Source organism: Rhodothermales bacterium (assembly GCA_013002345.1).
GTDB lineage: Bacteria > Bacteroidota > Rhodothermia > Rhodothermales > JABDKH01 > JABDKH01.
Genome location: JABDKH010000163.1, coordinates 1 through 17,143 on the forward strand (window position 1 = coordinate 1; position 17,143 = coordinate 17,143).

Consider the following 17,143-nt stretch of genomic DNA (forward strand, 5'->3'; position numbering starts at 1 on the left):
TTGAACCCTGCCTGGGCCCGAACAACCTCTACGGTCGTACCCGGATAGTTGGATACGATCACGAAACGATTCGTGAGGTTTTTGAACAGCAGGCTCTTGCCGACATTCGGGTTTCCTACCAGAATGAGAGCATCGTCGGCTGAGTCGACGGCAGTAGAATCAGGATGCTCTGGAGTAACTGTTTGCATTCAGGGTGCCGGCAACGTTGACGGCCTTGTCTAAGAGAAGCAGCAAGGTATCCGAACAGGCGCGAAGTCCCAACCCGAGCCAGGGCTGTCACCCAATTGATCGAGCTCCACTCCGTCTGGGCATGAGGCAGATCTCATACCCCTACATGGTGCAGGCGTTTCCCCGGTAGGTCTGCAGGGGAGTCGAGCACACGGTTCCCTACACACTTTTCGCTGAAAATCCCCTACGAGTGTAGGTGCCTCGTGTACCAGGCCGCGCAAGCATGACCCGCCTGAACTGTGGGACATTCGTGACAGTCATCGCATCGCCTCAGTATTAGACTGGAACGGGGAGAATCCACGTCTCCCGATGACTGACACTCACCTTAGACGACATCAGCGGAGGAGTCTCATATGCGAACCAAAGCGTTACTGATTGCGCTCACCGCGCTCGTGCCGGCTGCTTTCTTTCTCACACAACTCGGATTTGAGGACAGCCTGCATGCGACCCGGGAGGGCAAAGCGTTCTTCTACAGCCAGGCCAATGGTGGATTTGAGGCACTCACTGGAATCCCGATGGCTGATCTGTCCTGCCAGAATTGCCACGCGCCCACGAAGGCCGACGGGACGCCCATCGACGCCGCGTCCTACACGCCCGGGTGTGACGACTGCCACGCGTTCCCGAGCACCGAAGTCCCGGACAATGTTTGCATAGGATGTCACGGGCGGGCGGGCGCAGAGCTCTCGCTCTCCAACAGCCCGAATACGGCGGTCGCCGCGATGTTCGCCGACGTACACCGCGATGAGGGAATGGGTTGCACAGATTGCCACGACAAGAATGAGTTTCCTGTCGAACACGGCGCAAGCACGACGGTCTTCAAGAGTCTTCTCGACCCCGGCGCATCACATGCCGCCTGCGAGAACTGTCACGATCCAGCCGGCCTGCCGGCCAACACCGAGCATACGACTCACGCCGACAATGTCTCGTGCAAGGCGTGCCACTCGAAGACGGTGATTACGTGCTACAACTGTCACTTCGAGACCGAGGTGGACGCCGACAAGAAGCGCTATTACGGAAAGCCGCCAATGTTTGGATTCGCGCTACTGGTCAACGACACGGAGACGGGCAAAGTCACGACGGCTACGCTGCAAGCCGTGACGTATGACGAGCAGTCGTTCTATACCATTGCCCCCTTCCATGGTCACACGATTGCGAGAAATGCGCGCGAGTGCGTCGATTGTCACGACTCGGAGATTATCCGCGGATACAACTCAACGGGCGAGATTCCCGTTGTGCAGTGGGATTCTGCTCAGGCCAAACTTGTCAACACCAAGGGCATGATCCCGGTGCCGACGGATTGGAAGACTTCGCTGCTCTTCGACTTCGTACGCTACAAGGGGGATACGAGCGATCCGTTTGGTCCACTCGACCTGGCGCAGTGGGAGTTCATGAAGAGCGGCGCCGACATGTCGCAGATGATCAGCGAGTTTGCCACGCCTTTGACGGCCGACCAGATGAGCAAGCTGTCGATGAATGTCGTAGTCGGCGTCGAGGAGCAATCGACCGTGCCCGTTGCGTACGAACTTGAGCAGAACTATCCGAATCCATTCAATCCTGCGACGACCATTCGCTACAGTGTCCCGGAGGTCGGTGACGTGACAGTTTCCATCTTCGATCTGGTCGGACGACAGGTCACGACGTTGTTCGAGGGCGAACGGACCCCGGGCACGTACGACGTGACGTGGGACGCCGCGAACGAGCCGAGTGGCGTCTACTTCTACAAGCTACAGACGGGGGACTTCGAGGAGACGAAGTCGATGTTGTTGGTGAAATGATGTAGCCTTGTTGAGCCAGTTCGAAGAGCGAGGGCGGCGCGCATTAGAGGTGGGCCGCCCTCCGCTTTTGCGCAGAGCTCGGGCAAATGGACGGATGATGGAGGCAGCGGAAGGCACCCCATCTTCCCCCACTTCGGGGGACAAAATAATCGGCCGATCCCCTTCTGTCACATGCCGGTCGTCCGGTAACCGATCCGGCAGACATCCAATCATCCCTCCACACCTACGGCAAAGGCTCGTCGGTCTTGCGTACGACGAACACACCCTCCCTGACGCTCGTCACGACAATGTTGCCACTCTCGAAGTAAGGATAGTTGCTCCAGGACCCCGCGAACCCCGCGATGTTTTCACCCCACGGAACCGTGTCGAACGCCGCAACCTCCTTCGGATTGAGCCGGTCGCTGATGTCAATCACGCGAAGACCGCTCACATAGTTCGACTGGTACATCAGGTCGCCCTTGATATACAGGTTATGATCGCTGGCGCCATTCGTACCCAGAAACTCGGCCGCAAGAATCGGATCGTCGAGATCCGAGACGTCGTAAATCATCGTGCGTGTCCTGTCGAGTCCTTGAAAAAGCTCGTCGCCCTCATCGTCCATGTAGAAGTATCTGTGATCTTCCGTCAGCCAGCCCTGATGCGTGTAGCCCACGCTCGGATACGCAACCACGGCAACAGCCACGGGTGACTTCTTGTCGGTCACATCGGCGATTGAGAGCGCCGTCTCGTTGGCACCGAAACAGATCTCGCGTCCCTGATACTGCTTGTCGGGCCCGCGGTAGATCACACACTGCCCGTCGTGCGTCGCACCGCGACCGCCAATACCCGTAGTCGGATCGTGGAAGCAGCCGGCAAACGTCGGGTTGAGCGGTTCCCGCACATCCACCATATGGAGTCCACCGCCGCATGTCTCGCCGCCGCCGCTCGCAGCCACGATATACGCGAATCCGGTCTCCTCATTGATGACAACGTTGTGCGCCGAGGCAACCTTATCGTACAGCGCATCTACCTCAAACGTCACCGGCGGATTCTCAACATCACGAAGCCGGCGCAGGTCGAATATCTGCATGCCGTGCTGACCCACATTGTCGGCGACGATGAACGCATGATCGGCATACACCTTCGGATCTCTCCAGGCGTTCGGAATCGATCCCTCTGTCGCGAGTAGCTGTCCGAGATACAAAGGATTGTGCGGATCCGTAACGTCGATGAACACCGTGCCATCGGAGCGCCCGACGATCGCGATCTCATGTCCCGTCTCGGGGTCGGTCCAACCCCACAGGTCGTTCACGATGACGCCCTGCTCGGCCCCCACTGCGCTGTTCGGCAGAAACGAAAGCAGATCAACCTGCATACAGCCAAACTCGGCCGCCTCTCCATCCATGCAACGCACCGCTTCACCCGTAATGGATGTGAGTCCAAGACCGGAATCAGTCACGTAACCCTCGCGCATCCACTCGCCCGAAGCCTCGTCGCGACGATGTATGTAGGCACGGCCATCTCCAAAGTCAGCTCTGGTCGCACCGATCACGGCAAGGTTCTCCGACACGGCGAGCGAGCTGCCAAAGCTCGCTCCCGGCGGCATACCGCTCACGGTCAACGTCTGCTCGACCGCCCACCCGGATCCATCCTCCGAGGGTCCGTAGACATAGGCCGCCCCGACGCCCATATCCATCGGCGCGCCGACCCAGATTCGCCCATCCGGCGCAAGGGCCGCGGCAGTTCCAAAAAACATCGTCTGCGACTGCGAGGCAGTTTCGTCTTCGGGCCTCAGCGCAACAACCTCCTCCCATCCATCCCGCGAGTGTCGGTAGTAGTAGACGGCACCCGTCTGCACGCGACCCGCGCCTCCGAAACTCAGACTGACCGCGTCCTGCGCGCCGCGCACGGCGCTAACAATCAGGTCCTGACCCGACATCGTCATGTGTGCGCCAAAGAACAGGTGGCTGGAATCGGCCGGTGCAATCTTGTGATGCAGCTCCCATTCGGACGGCTCGCCGTCAATCCCGAATACATATACAGACCCCATGCCGCCTTCGTCGCGAGGCGCACCGGCAACGGCGTGGTTATGAAAGATGGCGACACTGCTCCCAAACTTCGCGTGATCGCCCGCTGGCGAGTCAAGAGTTCCGACCATCGCCCAGGCGTTGGCATCCGCATCTCGGCGAAACACCGCAGCCGTTCCTTTTCCTGCGGATCCCGGTGCTCCTGCAACGAGCAGATCATCCTCGAGAGCAAGGCCCCAACCCAGGCTGTCTCCGGGCTGCGAATCGGGAAGGGAGAGTCTGGCCTCCTCGGACCACGCGCCATCCGGCATCCGACCGAAAACGTAGATAGCGCCACGCCCCTCGTCTGCTTTCGGCGCCGAAACCGCCAGCAGGTCGCCGGACAGTGCCAGACGGTATCCGAAAAGATCACCCAGCTCGCCATCGGACGCCTGGACAACGTGCTTCTCCGACCAACCCTCATCGGTATGGCCAAACACGTGAACCCCGCCCGCGTGCATGGGCGGTTCGGGAAACATCATGGACTCGGCCGTCCGGCCTACAAGCACGTTTTCGCCGTCGATAAGTGCAACAGATGCGAATCCGGCGCGCAGTCCGGGCGCAAGCTGCCCGGAAGAGGTCGTCTGGGCCGTAGCGAGCGGTGCAAGAATGAGTGAGCAGATGAATGCCAGCGAGATAGTCGTCTTCATTGTAACAGTTTGGAGGTCTGGTAGTGGTCAGCGCGGACTAGATATCGCAAGATAATCGGTCAAGTGCAAGTCCGGGTGCGAAACAGGGTGGGGATCGGTGCGGTTCAAGAAACGGCGAAGGGGTTGTTCCGGGCCATGACTGGCTTGTATTTTCTTTGTTTGGGTTCGTCTTGATGGGGGAACCCGGGTGCAGTGAAGCGGTTTGCCGCGACTGCCATATTCCTCGGTAGCTCAATGGTAGAGCATGCGGCTGTTAACCGCAGGGTTGTAGGTTCGAGTCCTACCCGGGGAGCCAAATAGGGCTGACCGTCTTCTAAAGCGGTCAGCCCTTCTGCTTTGTGGTCTGAAACGCCTGAATCTGTTTGCTGTCCAGATCTACAAACACAAGCCGGACTGTTACGGTTCAAATCGAGCATCACTTCCTCTTGCCAATGGAGATGTCTGGTTCCCAAGTCGCGGCGAATAACACGAGGCCAATGAGAGCCGCTGCGAGAACCAGCACTCCCGCGCCTCCCGACCTGCGATGAGTTACTTCACTTACATCTGACAGTGGGACAGTGACACTGTACTCGGTCCATCGTGTAGATTGACCATCCGTAACCGCTAAGCCTGCAGGCCCGTGAGGCCAGGTCGCGAAATATTCGGGGAGTCGTCGGGAATCTGCTTCCGAAATCACGCCGCGCAAATTCTCTTTGTTAATCACCGCCATCTTCAGGTCGAGTCGTGAGCCATCGGTGAGCGTTACGATTAGGTCTCGAGCTTCCTCAATGGGTTGGCCTTCTTTAATCAGTGTCGTTCTCGTGGTCGTACAGGCGCTGAAGACGCTGAAGCCGAGGATGTACACTACAGGACCAATGAGACGCTTCATGACTTACCTCCGTGGGGTTACTAGTGAGGCACAGCCTACGACGATTAGCCGCCGACAAACCGGACAGATGTCAGGAGATACGGGTAACGCTTGTGGGTCTATAGTGAGTGACCCACAGAGTTGTTGAGAGGGAGATACTGTTTCTAACGTGAGCGGAAAGCCCGCTTACACGAAGCCTAACCGCACCACCATCCGCTTCGTGCCGGCGTGGTCCCCAGCCCGGGGTCGGTGGAAGTACACACCTGAATGAAGGCCAGAGGCGTCGAAGGCACCACGGCCTGTGCCTCTGAGGATCGCACAGTTAGTCGCGTCGGCTGCCAACGAGAGCCGCAAGGCCGATGAACACGATCGCCAGTAATGTGCTGTTGATTACGAAACCCGGCCAAACGATCTGCAGAGGTAGGATCTTCTCCTCATCGGGTTCACCAAGATTCTGTCGAAGCGGAATACAACCGTCGTACTCCACTTGAACACCCTTCCGCCGTACGAATCCCCGAACGGTCGTGAACGGCCAGCCCACCTTCAGCACAAGTTCCGAGAACCGGCGCTGCGGCTCTTCCATCGTCCACCCCGACACATAGGCACGTCGTATCAGGCGACCCGTATGTGTAGTGCCTCTCGGTCGATGGGCTTCATCCTGGCGCCACTGGTATTGGCCGCCAAACACAAAGTCCAGTTGCTCTTCGGCCTCCGAACGGACGAGAACGTGGTCCGCACTTGCGTCCGAAAACAAGGCAAGGCTCCAGCAGATGATGACGTTGACTACGACGGCGGCCACGAATGCGAGTAGCATGCGTTTTCTCACCATCGTGCCTCTGCGCGTGGAGAAATATCGCATGGCTTGCCTGGCCCGGAACGCGCCGTCATCTTCGAGGTGAGGGTCGTAGTGGGAATCGGTCATGTCGAAAAAGACGAAACCCCGACCTGCAAATACAAGCCGGGGCCATGATTAGACTTTCGATAAGGCGTCTCGACGCGGTCCCCAACCTGGCGGCGGTAGACAATTGAACCTGCTTCTTTCGTAACTGGGGTCATTCGCCAAAAGTGTTTCTGACTCGCTGCGATTTCTTGAAATACAGCGTCCAGACTATCGCCCACAACACGGAAAAGCCGACGATTCCCAAGAGTATCGTTACGACCCCAAACAGTTCATCCTGCATCATCGGATCCCAGGTGCCCGACGGCATCAGGATGACACTCAGTGAGCGTAGAGTCATGAGGACGGCTGCGGCCCACAACAGGGCGATATTCCACTGCGGTGCTTTCCGGGATTTAGAAAGAATGAGCAGTAATGGTACCGCGAGGATGAGGAAGATCGCGATCATTAGGGCAATGGGATACTCGAAAAACCACCCCGAAAGACCCATCGAATACACGATCAGGAGCGGGATCGATCCTATGAGATACACCAGAAGCCAACCTCCCGTCCCTTCCAACGTGTTGTCTTCCATCGAATCCGCTCTTGTCTGTGATTAAGACGATCGCGTCTACGTATCACGAGAAACATGTTTCGGCTCTTGTACGCGTGCTCACGGATACGTACGCCACGACCTACAATCGCCGGTCCCCTGAAACCGACAGCCCCAGCGTACCATGTGGCCTTCATTCGGATGAACGCCAGAACTGCGCCGTATGCGACCACCTCAGAACGAATGGAGGACTAGATCATGGACTCAGCTCTTCGCTTAATTCTGATTCGCCCGGTATGTCTTCGGTGGTCGCGGTCGGTGCTACTGGGTTTTCCCCTACAGAAGGTTTGAACGCGAGTATCGTTCTTCGACTGATGCATACTCAGGTTTCCTTTTGGAGGTCAAGCCATGCTGAGGCGCTCCTTGCTTGTTGGACTGCTCGTGAACGTACTAGTCATCTGTGGTTGTTCGGAGTCGCCCGCAGATCCCGACCTGGGTTCCGATCCGACAGATCCTGCGGGGACTGTTCAGGCCGCCGTCGAATCATTTCGAACAGCACATCCCCACGTGCTGAGTGCGGTCGGACTCATCCAGCAAGCCAATGGGCAGTTGGCAGAAGGCTTCGAGGGCTTCCTCGATGAATCCCGTACAACAGCGATCGGCCCGGACACCAGATTCAGCATCGGGAGTATCACAAAGACGTTCACCGCGACGATGGTCCTCCAGCTGACCGAGGAGGGCCTCGTCGGGCTTGACGAGCCGCTGGCACTGTACGTCTCACCTGCGTGGTCGGCCGTGCTGGACAGCATCCAATATGGGCAGGAGGTTACCGTCCGGCAGGCATTGGGGCACCGTAGCGGAATCTATGATTACCTGATCTCTCCGCTCCAGGCCGAAATTCTCGCCGACCCATCACGCACGTACACGCCATTAGAGGCGTTCCGGCACGTCAAGGATGGCCCGCCCGACTTCCCACCTGGGACCGAGTTTAATTACTCGAACACCAATTTTCTCATCCTTGGGAACGTCGTCGAGAACATGACGCGGCAATCGTACAACGAGGCCTTGCGGGCGCGCATTCTCTCGCCCGTCGGCATGGTGAACACATTCATGTTTGACGGCTCGACTGCATCGCAACGGGCCGGGATTGCTCATAGCTACGCAACGATTGGAGGGGGTCGATTCGATGTCCTGGACTTCTCTGGAGCTGGATGGTCGCTCGGAGTCGGGGGCATCATCAGCACCGCTGGGGACCTCGTGACGTTCTTGAGGTCTCTAGGGTCCGGTCAGTTGTTCGCCAACAGCGAAACTCTCGACATGATGACCGACCTCGGCGAAAACACCTGGTACGGGCTAGGAGTCCAGATCGACGAGCAGCCCTTCGTAGGCCGCTGCTTTGGTCATGGGGGTTACAGTTTCGGATCGACGGCGAACGTTCGTTATTGCCCTGCCACCGATGTTTCTTTCAGCGCTTTCTATGCGAGCGACGGGGTGATCTTAGGGGCCAATCTGGATATCCTCGATCGAATCTTGAGCGCCGAGTTTGACTGACGGCCAGGGCTCTCTGGGCTTTAACAATGTCCTCTGACTTTGCCTGGGTCGTTCGGATGCACTGTCACGCACATCTGCACACACGGCCTCAAGAAGGGCCGGGCCATCTGATCGGCGTCTGCGACGCGTTCTGGCGGCCCTGATGCCCTCGTCCAGAGTCGGGGCAACAGAATCCGCCAGGCGCTTGGAGGATCCGCACACTCCGAGAACCATCGCAATCGGCGAGAGAAACATGGTCCTCGCGTGCACGACTGCAATACCGAGAACGTGATGCTGACTGCAGTCTACTGCTGTCGACCCGTGACGCGCCGCAGCAGATTCTGAAGTTTCGACCGCAAGAGGCTCTCGTCAATGGCCTCGGGGTAAAGCGCATGCGGTCCCTCATAAAGCCCTCCGCCTCCGGTCCCGTCGAAAACTCGAACCGCGATGACATTGTAGTCGTCGAACTTAAGCACGTCGGCGGGTATTCGGTACTCACGGGATCGCCGCCAGTCCTCGCCCGACATGTCGCCACTGTCGATTGCACCCGTTCTTCCCACCTCACGGCCGTTGACGAAGGTCGCATCGACATCGTCGATCTTGCCGAGGACCAACACGTACGGCACGGGCTCCGGCTGCGCGGGGAGGAAGAACTCCTTGCGATACCAGGCATATCCGTCGTAGTCGCGGAAGCCCTGCGGCTCCCAGTTTCCTGGCACGGTAACAGTGGACCATCCTTGCTTTTCGATCTCGGTCTCCGCCCATGAGTTGTTGTCGCCGGTTCGGAAGGACCAGACTCCGTCGAGGCGGATAAAGTCAGTCTCGGTGGACGGGCGGGCTCCGATCCCGATTCGGCCTTCCATGATGCCACCGTCTCCGGTCTGGTCGTATACGCGGACCGCAATGATGTTTTCGCCAGCCGGATCCAGGACCCCGCGCGGAACAGCGTATTCTCGAAAGGCGCTGTATGCCGAGTAGTAGGCCGGCGGCATGCCGCCCGTCGCACCGACGAAGATGCCGTTCAGGAAGACTTCATCCACGTCGTCTATGCGGCCGACGTGGAGTACGAGATCCGCGTCCTCCAGACTCGCAGGGATCTTGAATGCGCGGCGGTACCACGCGAACCCATCGTAGTTCGAGAAACCCTGCGGTTCCCAAGGCCCCGGGACGTCGATGGCGGTCCACTGACCCTCCTCGGGCGACGGCATCTTCCACGCGAGATCGTCACCGACGCTGAACTGCCACTGCCCCGAGAGATCAATGTGAAGTTGATTCTCCGACTGCTGAGCACGGGATAGTGGAGTCGCGAATGTGAACAAAGCGAGCGCTATGATACTAATAGTCGCTGGACGAACAGACATTGGCGATACGCAGATTTTCTTCAGACACTCTGGTTTCAACTTCAAGGTACGCAGCCCGACGCCCAGAGATGCGCCGGCAGCCTCAGGGCTCACAGTCTGCCATCCATTTTGGCACACCAGAAGAACGCCACATCCAACGCCGGCAGATACTGCCAAAACTCGTCCCAGCTAACTCAACGGGTCTGAAAGGATTACTCGCTCAAGCAGGTTAGCAGCCAGGACGCCTATCGCAAACATGGCGAAGTCCAACGGATCAAAGGTGCGCCCAAAGATCGGGACACCGAAGTACTGCAGTGTCTCGGTCAGGACTCCCACACCCAATACCAGGAGGGCTCTCAGGAGCCTGCCGTGAAGAAGCGTAATCTTCTGAACCCCAAGAAGCAGGTACATCGCGAACGGAAGCAGGATATCAATCAGGTAGCCATTGACAAACCCCGGCAACGGACCCCCATACTGCGGGCCCGTCACGAAATGGATCCCGCCCACAGCCAGGCAGATGGCTACGACGACTGGCTTCCAGTAGCGTGGCGCAGGACTTTCTTTGTTCAGATGCACTCTTTCGCTTGAGCCACTCAGTATTTGTGGGCCAAAAGAAAGGTGCCAACGCATAGTCGGTCAACCGGGGAATCCCTGAAACCAAATACCCTGACCTGCATCGCAAGCCGGGCCTCTGTCATTTGAGATAGAACACTCACCTCCACAATCTGCCCCGTCTTTCCGTAGTCCTCGCCTGGGGCGGCAGAAGTAGATGCCGCTCGTTAGGCGTGAACCCGGATCGACTTGGCATTCTCGGCCAGCGAATATTCTTGTCGGGCGTGGTGTCCGTCCTCGAACGCGCGAATCCGCGCGTCGTTGGCGGACCTCAATGACCTCGCGGTATATTGTACGGCACTGTCTATTTCCCGATTTGCGTTTCTTCGGCACCTTCCGGGCATTCACCCACCTTACTCGCCACAATCTGCATCCCGTACCTGTGCCCGAACGTGTCCCCGTCCATCCGCGCATCAGCCTCGCCATCGTGGCCACAATTCTCATCTCCGGATGCGAATTGTTCGGGCCTGCACAGGGTGTGAGAGCAACCCGCACCGCATTGCTGATGGATGGTGGAAGGGCAATCTGCACACTCACACGCTCTGGAGTGACGGAGACGACTACCCGGAAATGGTCGTGGACTGGTATAAGCGAAACGGCTACCATTTCGTGGCACTTTCCGACCACGACGTTCTGCCGGAGGGATCACGGTGGATTCGCGCTTCCACTCAGAAGAAAGGATTGTCCGCCTTTCGGTTGTACAAAGACCGATTCGACGCCGTGTCCGTTGAACTCGCGGGGCAGTTGATCGTACGGCTCAAGACGCTGGAGGAATTCCGTCCCCTTTTCGAGGAGGCAGACCGCTTCTTGATCATACAGAGTGAGGAAATCTCTGATAACTTTGAGAGCATCGATGTCCACATCAACGCGACCAACATAAGGGAGTTGATACCCGCCCAGCATGGTCGAACTGTTGGAGAAGTGCTTCAGAACAACATCGACGCGGTCCTCGAACAGCGGCGGCGATCGGGGCAAGCGATGATCCCGCATGTCAGTCATCCCAATCTCGGCTGGGCGATAACGGCCGGCGACATCGCTGATCTTAGAGGAGAAAAGTTCTTTGAGGTCTTCAATGGTCACCCAGGAGCAAATAGTGCAGGCGACAGAAATCACCCGGCCACGGACGTGATGTGGGACGAAATACTCGTACAGCGTCTTACCCGCGGTGAGGACATCATCTATGGCCTTGCCGTCGACGATGCACATCACTATCGAGAGTGGCATTCCACGTTGACCAATCCCGGTCGAGGCTGGGTCATGGTTCGAGCCCGTCCAGAGCTCACGGCGGAATCCATTGTTGAGGCGCTGGAATCGGGTGACTTCTATAGCTCGACGGGTGTCGTCCTGGACGATATTGTATTCGATGGAACATCGATTCGGATCGAAATACAGGCGGAGCCCGAAATCCTGTACGAGACAGAATTTATCGGGGCCCTCCGACCCGGAAGCGCCGAAACATCGGCCGAGTCAAATGGCCCTGCCAGAGTGACCTTCGCCGTGTCCAAAAGTACGTCCCCGACGTACAAACTGACCGGTGACGAAATATTCGTGCGGGCCAGGATCAGCTCGACCCGCTACATGTCGAGCCCGGCGAGAGACATACGCCATGAGATGGCCTGGACGCAGCCGGTCGTGCCGGAACGTTAGATCGCCGAAGACCGCGATAAGTAGGCAAGGCAAGGTGAGAATCGAACCCGTCGCCAAAGACGAAAAGCCCGGAGAGCCTGCGAGCTATCCGAGCCTTGACGAGCAGAAGTGCCTCCGATGGTTTTCGCGCACTTCTGCATTGTAGAGGTACAACGTCACGTACAAGTACGGGTGCATTCCCCCGGGCCTGGCCTGTATCAGAGAGGTGTGCCAGACCACCTTGAGAGATAGGTCGCGCTGCCTGGCTGCCTTCAGCGACACCCAATACTCACCAACGATCGTACACGGGGCTTTGCTTGCGGCCGATTAGTCCTTCGTTCGTGCAAGCCAGAAGAGCATGCGTCCGGTCCCTGCAATTCCGATTAGCTGCAGGAAGTACAGACTGTAGAATCGGCTGCCTTTCACATAGACGAATCTATCCGGCCCACTCAAAGTCGAATTCAGAGTGATAGGATTTCTGTAGAAAGGCGCGTATCGAATACCGTTTGCATCGTCACGTTGCCACGGCACGTAAAAGAATGCAGCTACGAAGAATGCCACGATGAACGTCGCCGTGATTAGTCGTTGTCTGTCGTTCATATCCTGCGAATGAATGAAAAGCGAGATGGCAGTCCAACAGCAACGAACGGCAATTCGAACAAAGAGCCCCTGACCCCGAATGCCTTCAAAGAAAGTCTGCGCGCAAACTCTCTACAGAGCCTGCATGCTGACAATATCGTAGCACCTGAAACGTTCCTGCGACATCGAGAAAGTGCAGGCCCCCTCACGCACTCCGACAGCTGAGATGAAACTCCTCGTTAGTGGCTGGCTAGTGCTTCTGGCCATCGTGATTGTCGAATCAGGCTTCCCACTCGTAGCTCCGTTCCGTCACCTCTTAGGAGTCGTTGACGGCACGATCAGTCCGAGTTCGGGGAATCTCGGCGTGGTGGCCGGAGAATTCGTCATCCTTGCTGCCGTGGCCGCCATTGCGTATGTCTTTCTTCGTTGTGCAGCTAAGATACTGGATACGCCGGGCGAGGATACCACCCACCAGCGGCAGTAGAACCATGCCGGCGCACCTCCGGCTTCACCTATCGGACCCACGAGATCCACAATGTTCGGTTTCGTTGTGCTTTACCTACTTCCGGACCGTGACGTCCAGATCAGTCTTCGCGAGTGCCGCGATCTCAAATTCTGCGGCCATCGTTGTCGCCGGCCAACACGCGCCAGTCAGTTAACGAACTGCCTCTGCGTTGCCCCCGGCTTGAACTCGTCCAGCTTGCTCAAATCCCGATACGCCTTGCGTGCCGAAACAAAGAGGCCGCCAAGGTGCGGCGCCATCCGGAGATACGAGAAACTCCTGAACGGTGAAACGGCTGGTTTGATACGCAGTGCTCTCGTAAGGGACGCCGAGCGCCGATGCAGCCGACGGTACTCTCGATAGAATTCATCGGTCGGCAGGCGCGTCGGGAATAGGCTGTGAGCCAGGTCGTACAGCCGCGTATCGTGCGAAAGAATATCGTCACGAACCTCATCGTGAAACGGCGTCCCGGGTAGTGGAGTCAAGACTGTGAATTCGAAGTAGTAGATGCCCATCCGATCCATGTACTCCAGGACGCGATCGAAATCTGCTCGCGTGTATTCCGGCCTGATGATGAAAGCACCCAGCGGATCTACACCATTCGCATGCAGGATCTCTATCGCCTGGCCATTCTCCGACACGGAGCCTTTCTTGTTGAGGGATTTGAGCTCCGCGTCATCTGGCGACTCCAGTCCGAGAAATACCTTCTTGAGACCAATCTCCGCCCACTTCTCGACAATGTCCGGATGTCGCAGAATGCTGTCCACGCGGCTGAGCACGTAAAACTGTTTGTCGAGTCTCGAGTGTTTAACCAGGTCGGCGATTCGGGAGGCATGACCATAATCGAAAAACAGATTGTCGTCGCCGATATACACGTACGGCTCGTCAATTTCGAGAAGCTCCTGCAGTACCGCGTCGGGAGAACGTCGCAGTACGCGACGGTCGGTCAACACCGGGCACGGACAGAAATTGCATCCATAAGGGCATCCCACGGACGTAATCATCAGGGCCACAGGCTTCCAGACGAGGTGGCGATACCTGGACCGGAAGCGCGACGTCAGATCGCGTCGTGGCATGGGAAGATGATCCAGATCCTTGAAGGCACGGACCGGTGCCGTCGACTTCCACCCATCTCCCGATCGCAACATCAGACCCTCGATTCCATCAAACGCCCGTCCCATATCTACGGCCTCGACAAGACGGCGAAAAGCGATTGGATTCTGCCCGGCGATAAGGACATCAACCTGCGGAGCGGCGAAATCGTCCGGCACGAGTGTGGCATGCGGACCGCCGACGACCGTCACGGCGGTGGCATGAACGTGTTTCACGTAGTCCAGGATCGCGAGCATGCGGCTGGTGTGGACAACGGTTCCCGAGATTCCGACCACGTCCGGCCGTCCTTGATCAACCACCCTTTGCCAGCGCTTCTCGACCTTGAGATCGAGAATGGTGACATCGTGATCTTGCAGATTGCCCGCCAGGTATTCGAGTCCTAGCGGTTCGATGTTGATGAGGCCGTCTGGTATGATCGAAAGTGGATCGGTATCCGGGTAGATAAGAAGCACGTTCATGTCTCGTTCCTCCTGTGCGTTGAGGTCCAGCACCGGATGTCTTGACGTGGTTCGGCCGACGCGAGGATTCGTTGATGGATCGAATCATTGGTCCAACTCGCATCTATGACTGCGTGCCTGTTCCACAACCCGTAAGGAGCAAAAACGACAAACGCAGTTCCGGCATGCCACATGGCGACACCCCAGGGTTCGTTCCCGCCATGTAGCCTACAAACCACCGGCCCTGACAAACCGGACAAATGTCCGGACAAACGCGCTTGGCGTCGGCCGTGGTGACTTGCCGGAGAATTCCTCTTAGTCGCCAACCCGGTAGCGCCGAAAGGACTCGGCCGCTTGTGAGAGGCGAGATTGCTACCGGCAGCCATTACACGAACTCCATTACAGCGAAAAACCCCGACCTGCAACTGCAGGCCGGGGCGTTACCCGTCGTAAGTGGAAATCTCAGTCTACGTCAACTCAGCCTTTCACGCGGCTAGAGATAGCTCTTTCCCGACTCTATTGGTCCATAGAATGTCGTTCAGGCAGACCCAGGAACGACCTATCGAACGTTCCTTCCCGGCCACTCCGACGCACCGCTGAGGCGGCGGGTCGTCTATTGCCGGGCGAATACGAACTGGATGGCTTCCGAGTCGATATTGCCGGCCAGAACGAAGGCTGTCGCCGTTAGCGTCATAACCGCCAGCTCCGTCCGATCATCCGGATCAGACTCGTCCGCATCGAAAATGAACGTCTGGCCCTGAATCGCAAATACGCCACCGCTCGTGCAGGCTGTGGCCAGATCGCAGAAGAGATCCTGGGGCGCGTTGGCTGCGGTGAAGGAATAGTTGTTATCAGCCGTGAACGTGATCTCAAACGTTGTGCCCTGGGACATCAGATCCGAGCCGGCGACCATCAGGGACGTCGCGACCCACGTTCCGACGAGGTCGGCGGGTACGTCACCCAATTCAACATCGGACGAGTCGGAGCTGTCGCAGGCGACAATGAAAGCGAGTGCGGAGATGGCGAATACACGAAGCAGAGGCATAAAAGGTCTCGGTAATGTGGATCACAGTGAATCACCAAGATCGCGTCTCACGCGAGAAACTTAAACGCGTGAACATGCGAACGCGATCATGGTCCTCCGAATCATGAGAGTCTGGACGAGTACCACAACCGGCACCTATTTCGTTCGTTGGCGGTCCCCTCCTGGATCGATGAGCTATAGACTATCGCGGTACGGGCAAAACTGACCGTGCACGGCAACATCATCATCACTCCGGATCCGCGCAGCACCGGAAACCGGTCGAGTAGTCGTGATAGGTGAGACTGTGGGCGGTGGTGCGATACAGGCAACCTGCCCCGTTGATCTCGGCATCTACGTAGAAACCGCCGCGGAAAGTCCCATCCGCATCCGCCACCCACTCGTGCAGATTGCCGTGCAGATCGAACACCCCCTCGGCCGACACGCAGGCCGGATTGCTCCCCGTCGAGTCCAGCGAGTTGGGAAGCTGATTCAGGCGCGAATCGTTCATCTGCGTACTCGACCAGTTTACATCGTCGCCGAAGAGTTCGACAACCGGATGCGAGGCGCGCCCCTCATTGCAGGCGCCCGGCTCGTAAACGTCACCGTATGGGTATGTCGTGTTCGCAGGACCGCGACATGTGCGAAGCCACTCGTCGCTCGTGCACAGCCGCTTGCCCGCCCGCCGACACGCCGCATCAGCCACACTGCCGCTGATGTATCCCTGAGGTACTACGCCCTGCGCGGTAGCAGCCACGCCGTCGACCGGAACGTCATAAGGCGACCGGCCCTGGAGATGAGCCTCCCATTTGTCGACACAGAAACCGTCGACCTGCTCCATGCCCACGCGGCACGAGCCACCGTCCGTCACGTCGTCTTCGACGGGAGACGTCGAGCGCACGTCCGTGCAGCTTCCACAGGCAAGCAGGATCGCGCAAGAAACAAGATGCGAAAGAGATCTCACGAATAAACCTCCCATCAGTGCGCGTGCGGAAATCGATCGGTTCTGTTGTGACAGCCCCACGCCCGTGAAACGTACGATACGCCCTTCTGATTCTCTCTGTTCAGGATGTGATCTTGAAACTCGAAGGAGCTTTGCCAGGGTCTTACCCCGGGAACCCGAACAACATCGTTACGAAAAAGATCGATCGCGACATAAATGCCGGGATCGATTTCGGCGCGGTATATTCCAATTCCGGGTGCACGACAGCAAGAACTAACGATCAGGGCTCAGCCGCTGGACTTCCACCCCGTCAAGCCATCAAATTGCAGGATAAATGGGTAACGCCGATCAGCACGCCGACACACGGTGTCTTCCTCGCCCGTGTGGAGGCGGCTGCCACCCTGCATGGTAAAAAGTCCAAAACGCATTTTGCCTGTCATCGGCTGGCGAGAGTGGGTCGGGCTG

15 protein-coding genes and 1 tRNA gene are annotated in these 17,143 nt (G+C 57.8%); 5 read left to right on the forward strand and 11 right to left on the reverse strand.

Annotation, left to right across the window (positions count from 1 at the left end; genetic code table 11):
- On the reverse strand, positions 1-188 hold a 188-nt coding region (locus HKN37_08195; GenBank protein ID NNE46627.1), incomplete at its 3' end, for a hypothetical protein.
- Positions 189-581: 393 nt separating this feature from the next.
- On the opposite strand from HKN37_08195, the gene HKN37_08200 reads away from it, so the two are divergent.
- Positions 582-2,003, forward strand: a complete 1,422-nt coding sequence (locus HKN37_08200; protein ID NNE46628.1) for a T9SS type A sorting domain-containing protein — start codon at positions 582-584, stop codon at positions 2,001-2,003.
- Between the two features lie 223 nt (positions 2,004-2,226).
- Here HKN37_08200 and HKN37_08205 read toward each other — a convergent pair whose 3' ends face one another.
- Positions 2,227-4,698 carry a choice-of-anchor B family protein gene (locus tag HKN37_08205; protein ID NNE46629.1) on the reverse strand — a complete coding sequence of 824 codons (2,472 nt, stop codon included), beginning with the start codon at positions 4,696-4,698 and terminating at the stop codon, positions 2,227-2,229.
- Between the two features lie 220 nt (positions 4,699-4,918).
- Here HKN37_08205 and HKN37_08210 point away from each other — a divergent pair.
- Positions 4,919-4,993, forward strand: a tRNA-Asn gene (locus HKN37_08210).
- 120 nt (positions 4,994-5,113) lie between these two features.
- Here the strand turns inward: HKN37_08210 and HKN37_08215 are convergent.
- The 3 genes from HKN37_08215 to HKN37_08225 all read right to left on the reverse strand — a co-directional run bounded on the left by HKN37_08215 (position 5,114) and on the right by HKN37_08225 (position 7,017).
- Positions 5,114-5,566, reverse strand: coding sequence for a hypothetical protein (locus tag HKN37_08215; GenBank protein NNE46630.1), 453 nt, complete (start codon positions 5,564-5,566; stop codon positions 5,114-5,116).
- A gap of 301 nt (positions 5,567-5,867) precedes the next feature.
- The gene (locus HKN37_08220; protein NNE46631.1) at positions 5,868-6,467 is read right to left on the reverse strand and encodes a hypothetical protein; all 600 of its coding nucleotides are present in this window, start codon (positions 6,465-6,467) and stop codon (positions 5,868-5,870) included.
- Positions 6,468-6,597: 130 nt separating this feature from the next.
- Positions 6,598-7,017, reverse strand: a complete 420-nt coding sequence (locus HKN37_08225) for a DUF2569 family protein (protein NNE46632.1) — start codon at positions 7,015-7,017, stop codon at positions 6,598-6,600.
- A gap of 366 nt (positions 7,018-7,383) precedes the next feature.
- Here HKN37_08225 and HKN37_08230 point away from each other — a divergent pair, with 366 nt between their 5' ends.
- Positions 7,384-8,526, forward strand: a complete 1,143-nt coding sequence (locus HKN37_08230) for a beta-lactamase family protein (protein NNE46633.1) — start codon at positions 7,384-7,386, stop codon at positions 8,524-8,526.
- A gap of 284 nt (positions 8,527-8,810) precedes the next feature.
- On the opposite strand, the gene HKN37_08235 is transcribed toward HKN37_08230, so the two are convergent.
- The gene (locus HKN37_08235) at positions 8,811-9,866 is read right to left on the reverse strand and encodes a glycoside hydrolase (GenBank protein NNE46634.1); all 1,056 of its coding nucleotides are present in this window, start codon (positions 9,864-9,866) and stop codon (positions 8,811-8,813) included.
- A 168-nt stretch (positions 9,867-10,034) separates the two neighbouring features.
- Entirely contained in the window at positions 10,035-10,421 is a 387-nt protein-coding gene (locus tag HKN37_08240) for a hypothetical protein (protein NNE46635.1), read from the reverse strand.
- 486 nt (positions 10,422-10,907) lie between these two features.
- Here HKN37_08240 and HKN37_08245 point away from each other — a divergent pair, with 486 nt between their 5' ends.
- On the forward strand, positions 10,908-12,104 hold the full coding sequence (locus HKN37_08245; protein NNE46636.1) for a histidinol-phosphatase: 1,197 nt from the start codon (positions 10,908-10,910) through the stop codon (positions 12,102-12,104).
- A 306-nt stretch (positions 12,105-12,410) separates the two neighbouring features.
- On the opposite strand, the gene HKN37_08250 is transcribed toward HKN37_08245, so the two are convergent.
- Positions 12,411-12,683: a hypothetical protein gene (locus HKN37_08250; GenBank protein ID NNE46637.1), complete on the reverse strand. Its 273-nt coding sequence runs from the start codon at positions 12,681-12,683 to the stop codon at positions 12,411-12,413.
- 205 nt (positions 12,684-12,888) lie between these two features.
- On the opposite strand from HKN37_08250, the gene HKN37_08255 reads away from it, so the two are divergent.
- Entirely contained in the window at positions 12,889-13,146 is a 258-nt protein-coding gene (locus HKN37_08255) for a hypothetical protein (GenBank protein ID NNE46638.1), read from the forward strand.
- Positions 13,147-13,313: 167 nt separating this feature from the next.
- On the opposite strand, the gene HKN37_08260 is transcribed toward HKN37_08255, so the two are convergent.
- The 3 genes from HKN37_08260 to HKN37_08270 all read right to left on the reverse strand — a co-directional run bounded on the left by HKN37_08260 (position 13,314) and on the right by HKN37_08270 (position 16,699).
- A complete protein-coding gene (locus HKN37_08260; protein NNE46639.1) occupies positions 13,314-14,735 on the reverse strand; it encodes a radical SAM protein in 1,422 nt (473 codons plus the stop codon).
- Positions 14,736-15,327: 592 nt separating this feature from the next.
- Entirely contained in the window at positions 15,328-15,759 is a 432-nt protein-coding gene (locus HKN37_08265) for a hypothetical protein (GenBank protein NNE46640.1), read from the reverse strand.
- A 226-nt stretch (positions 15,760-15,985) separates the two neighbouring features.
- Positions 15,986-16,699, reverse strand: a complete 714-nt coding sequence (locus tag HKN37_08270; protein ID NNE46641.1) for an SUMF1/EgtB/PvdO family nonheme iron enzyme — start codon at positions 16,697-16,699, stop codon at positions 15,986-15,988.
- Positions 16,700-17,143: the final 444 nt, after the last annotated feature.

Bases quoted from the DNA above. Each gene is read 5' to 3' on its own strand.
- HKN37_08200 (NNE46628.1), top strand. From the start codon at position 582: ATGCGAACCAAAGCGTTACTGATTGCGCTCACCGCGCTCGTGCCGGCT.
- HKN37_08205 (NNE46629.1), bottom strand. From the start codon at position 4,698: ATGAAGACGACTATCTCGCTGGCATTCATCTGCTCACTCATTCTTGCA.
- HKN37_08215 (NNE46630.1), bottom strand. From the start codon at position 5,566: ATGAAGCGTCTCATTGGTCCTGTAGTGTACATCCTCGGCTTCAGCGTC.
- HKN37_08220 (NNE46631.1), bottom strand. From the start codon at position 6,467: ATGACCGATTCCCACTACGACCCTCACCTCGAAGATGACGGCGCGTTC.
- HKN37_08225 (NNE46632.1), bottom strand. From the start codon at position 7,017: ATGGAAGACAACACGTTGGAAGGGACGGGAGGTTGGCTTCTGGTGTAT.
- HKN37_08230 (NNE46633.1), top strand. From the start codon at position 7,384: ATGCTGAGGCGCTCCTTGCTTGTTGGACTGCTCGTGAACGTACTAGTC.
- HKN37_08235 (NNE46634.1), bottom strand. From the start codon at position 9,866: ATGTCTGTTCGTCCAGCGACTATTAGTATCATAGCGCTCGCTTTGTTC.
- HKN37_08245 (NNE46636.1), top strand. From the start codon at position 10,908: ATGCGAATTGTTCGGGCCTGCACAGGGTGTGAGAGCAACCCGCACCGC.
- HKN37_08250 (NNE46637.1), bottom strand. From the start codon at position 12,683: ATGAACGACAGACAACGACTAATCACGGCGACGTTCATCGTGGCATTC.
- HKN37_08255 (NNE46638.1), top strand. From the start codon at position 12,889: ATGAAACTCCTCGTTAGTGGCTGGCTAGTGCTTCTGGCCATCGTGATT.
- HKN37_08260 (NNE46639.1), bottom strand. From the start codon at position 14,735: ATGAACGTGCTTCTTATCTACCCGGATACCGATCCACTTTCGATCATA.
- HKN37_08265 (NNE46640.1), bottom strand. From the start codon at position 15,759: ATGCCTCTGCTTCGTGTATTCGCCATCTCCGCACTCGCTTTCATTGTC.